Here is a 3,181-nt window from a genome sequence, read left to right on the forward strand (position 1 = left end):
CTATGTTTATTCATGTTAGCCTCTGCTGTTTAGTTAATTGACAAACTAATTATGGCTCTGGCTTTGAATTAAGCTAACCCACGAAAAGCGGAGGCTAACACCGTGTGGGAGTCATTATGTCTATGAGCCATATGAATAACTTACTAATTTGTAGCCTGATAATTCTGTTGGTTAGTTGCACAACCATAAAAAATGTTTCAGATAGTTCTCAATTTGAAGGTGACATAGGCATAAAGTATTTAGAAAAGAACGCTTTCATTTGCACTGTTGATAATAATGCAATGTTTACGAAAGGCTTACCCGTTAACGAGCTATATGAAAACCATGGTTTCAAATCCTGTCCTCGCGGAATGGATGTTGCGTCCCTTCTAAAGGGGGCTGAAATTAAAGTTTCAGAGGCTTCTCATAGCTCACACTTCGGTTTAGTGTCTTATACAGATCATTGGTATTTTGTTGGTTCCGCCGACATTGGCGGTAAAATGGTGAGTTTTTATTACTACTTAGGGTTAACTACTGATGGAAAACCTCCTGTGAACTATAAGAATAATTTGTTGTGGCACTAGCAAAAGCTCATAACAAGGCCAGCCAGCATCGCTCCCTACGGTCGCTGGACCTCGTTTCACTCGGCCGCTGCTGGCGGCGTTAGATTTACCTACTACGGAGCAGCAATGGATATAGCTGTAGAAAAGTACATATTTGATAGTATCGGGGAAGGATTTAAGGCCGGATTTGTTGAGGTTAAATTTCCTGATGAGGGATACCCTAGGTTTCTAACATTTTCGAATGAATCTGTTCGCCTGCATTCGTGTGGTAGTAGTGAGGTGATTTGGCATTTTGCACCAGGCGAAATTGTCGCTGATCTTGAGCATATCTCTATTCTATCAAGCAGTACCGATGCCGTTGAATTAAAGTTTCAAACTGAAATAAAAGTTGTACCTTTTAGCATTAACAGCCATGGAGTTTACTGGGGCCGGTAAAAATCTAACAAACGCAGTCAATCGGAACGGTTTTAAGCTGGTTTCGCTTCGCTTCGCTGCACCAACTTAAAACCCGTCCGTTGCTGCGGGCGTTGAACTAAGCCGCTACGCGGAGATCCTATTCTGACCATTTGAGCCACACTTACCTTGGGGTTATCCCATATTTGGAGGTAAGTAATGAATACATTCATTGAACAAGTCAAAACTGAAATAGCCTATCTTGGTTATTCACAAAGTACATGTAAAAGCTACTGTGAACATTTACTAAAACTCAGTCATTATTTTAATAAACCGCTCGATTCGATTACTGATGAGGAACTTAACGCCTTTTTTAACGATCCTGCGATTCGTAAACTTTCTAGAGCAAGCCAAAAAATACAGATAAACAGTATTTGGTTCTTGTTTAAGAATATTTTACATCGGCCACTTAACTTAGATATTGTACTGCCAAAAATAAAACTTCGCGCACCCACTTATTTATCGCGCGATGACATGCGACGGCTTATAGAAAGTTGCACCGATATGCGCTTAAAAACATTGATAGTGGTGTGTTATGGATGTGGTTTGCGTATTGGCGAACTGCTACGCATTAAAGTGCAAGACATCGATGGACAGCGTAAAACCATTTTAATTGAACATGGTAAAGGAGATAAGTCACGCTATGTTGTTGTATCAGATAGCGTGCTAAATCAATTACGTCGCTATTGGAAAATGTATCACCCAACAGGCTGGATGTTTTATTCACGATGGTTAATGGATAAATCCATGTCACCCTCAAGCTTCAGAAAGGCATTGAGAAAACATGCACAAGCGTGTGGCTTAAAGCACTGTAACCCACATGCTTTACGCCATGCTTATGCAACACATCAACTTGAGTTAGGGATGCCGCTTCATCAACTGCAACATCAGCTTGGTCACAGTGATATTAAAACCACACAAAGTTACTTACATTGGTTACCAGAGTTAGGTCAAGGCGGCATTGATTTGCTTGCGAGCTGGAGTAAACAATGAGCGCTTTACACCTCGCTGATATTTTAAACTCGAATCTTGAGAATTATCGCCAGCATCATACGATGAGCTATCAACAACTGCGTGTCTGTCAGCACCTTCAATCATGCAGAACAGGTCAGCTCGGTTACCAAGCATGGCAATGTGATAACTGTGGTGAGTCACAAAAGATTGGATGTAGCTGTCGAGACCGTCATTGTCCGCGTTGCCAAGGCATGGCTACGGCTAAGTGGGTGCAAAGGCAGCAAGAGGATTTATTACCGTGTCGGTATTTCCACCTTGTTTTTACGCTCCCCCATGAGTTGAATATCATTGCGCACTATAACCCAAACGCGTTGTACCAGTTTTTATTTAAAGCCGCATGGCAAACGCTGAACAAATTTGCGAAACGAAAGAGGCATGGTCAGTTAGGCATGACAAGCGTACTGCATACATGGGGGCAAAACTTAAGTCAGCATATTCACCTGCATTGTTTGATACCCGCAGGTGCACTTGAAAAAACGCACTGGCATGAAATAGAAAAAGGCTATTTATACCCCGTGAAAGCGTTATCAACAGTCTTTAGAGGTAAAATGCTGGCGGCGCTCAATGAATGCGATAGTTCATTTACGAAGATAAACATGCCAACCAAATGGTGTGTTTATAGCAAAGCCTGTTTAACGTACAGTGAAAATTTAGTTAGCTACCTTGCTCGCTATACCCGAAAAGGCGTAATGTCAGAATCACGTTTAGTGAGAGCAAATAAACAAACTGTGAGTTTTAAATACCGAGATTATGCAGATAAGAATCGCGATAAAGTAATGACACTGAGCTGTGATGAATTTTTACGGCGTTACTTACAACATGTATTGCCGAGAGGGTTTATGCGCATTCGTCACTATGGTTTTTTAGCTAATGCATGTCGCAAGCGAAAGTTAGCATTAATAAGGTCACAAGAATCACACATAGGTAAAGTGGAGAAGCTAAAGACAGAAAACGTAACACTGATACCGCATTGGCCTTGCCAACATTGTAAGGCAGGTATCTTGCGTTTAATTGGCGTATTCCAGTTATATGAAACAACGACCAAAGTAGAGCGAACGAGTTAGCAGCTAGGTAGCTGCTTAAAATCAATTAGTTAACCTGCTTAACTGCTCAGGCTAGCGGCCTCTGTACGTGTAAAAAATATAATTGCTTATTAAGGCAAATTTAGGTGT

Annotated in this window: 4 protein-coding genes; all 4 read left to right on the forward strand. The window is 41.2% G+C overall.

The window, feature by feature from the left end; all coding sequences use genetic code 11:
• The first annotated feature begins 116 nt into the window (after positions 1-116).
• On the forward strand, positions 117-563 hold the full coding sequence (locus tag H5157_RS20435; RefSeq protein WP_182725398.1) for a hypothetical protein: 447 nt from the start codon (positions 117-119) through the stop codon (positions 561-563).
• A gap of 105 nt (positions 564-668) precedes the next feature.
• Complete coding sequence (locus H5157_RS20440) at positions 669-977, forward strand: hypothetical protein (RefSeq protein ID WP_182725399.1); 309 nt, start codon at positions 669-671, stop codon at positions 975-977.
• Positions 978-1,154: 177 nt separating this feature from the next.
• Positions 1,155-1,988, forward strand: a complete 834-nt coding sequence (locus H5157_RS20445) for a tyrosine-type recombinase/integrase (RefSeq protein WP_182725400.1) — start codon at positions 1,155-1,157, stop codon at positions 1,986-1,988.
• Entirely contained in the window at positions 1,985-3,073 is a 1,089-nt protein-coding gene (locus H5157_RS20450; RefSeq protein ID WP_182725401.1) for an IS91 family transposase, read from the forward strand. The genes H5157_RS20445 and H5157_RS20450 overlap by 4 nt, the downstream gene beginning before the upstream one ends.
• The last annotated feature ends 108 nt before the right edge of the window (positions 3,074-3,181 follow it).

Origin of the sequence: Pseudoalteromonas sp. SG43-3 (assembly GCF_014164385.1) — a bacterium.
GTDB lineage: Bacteria > Pseudomonadota > Gammaproteobacteria > Enterobacterales > Alteromonadaceae > Pseudoalteromonas > Pseudoalteromonas distincta.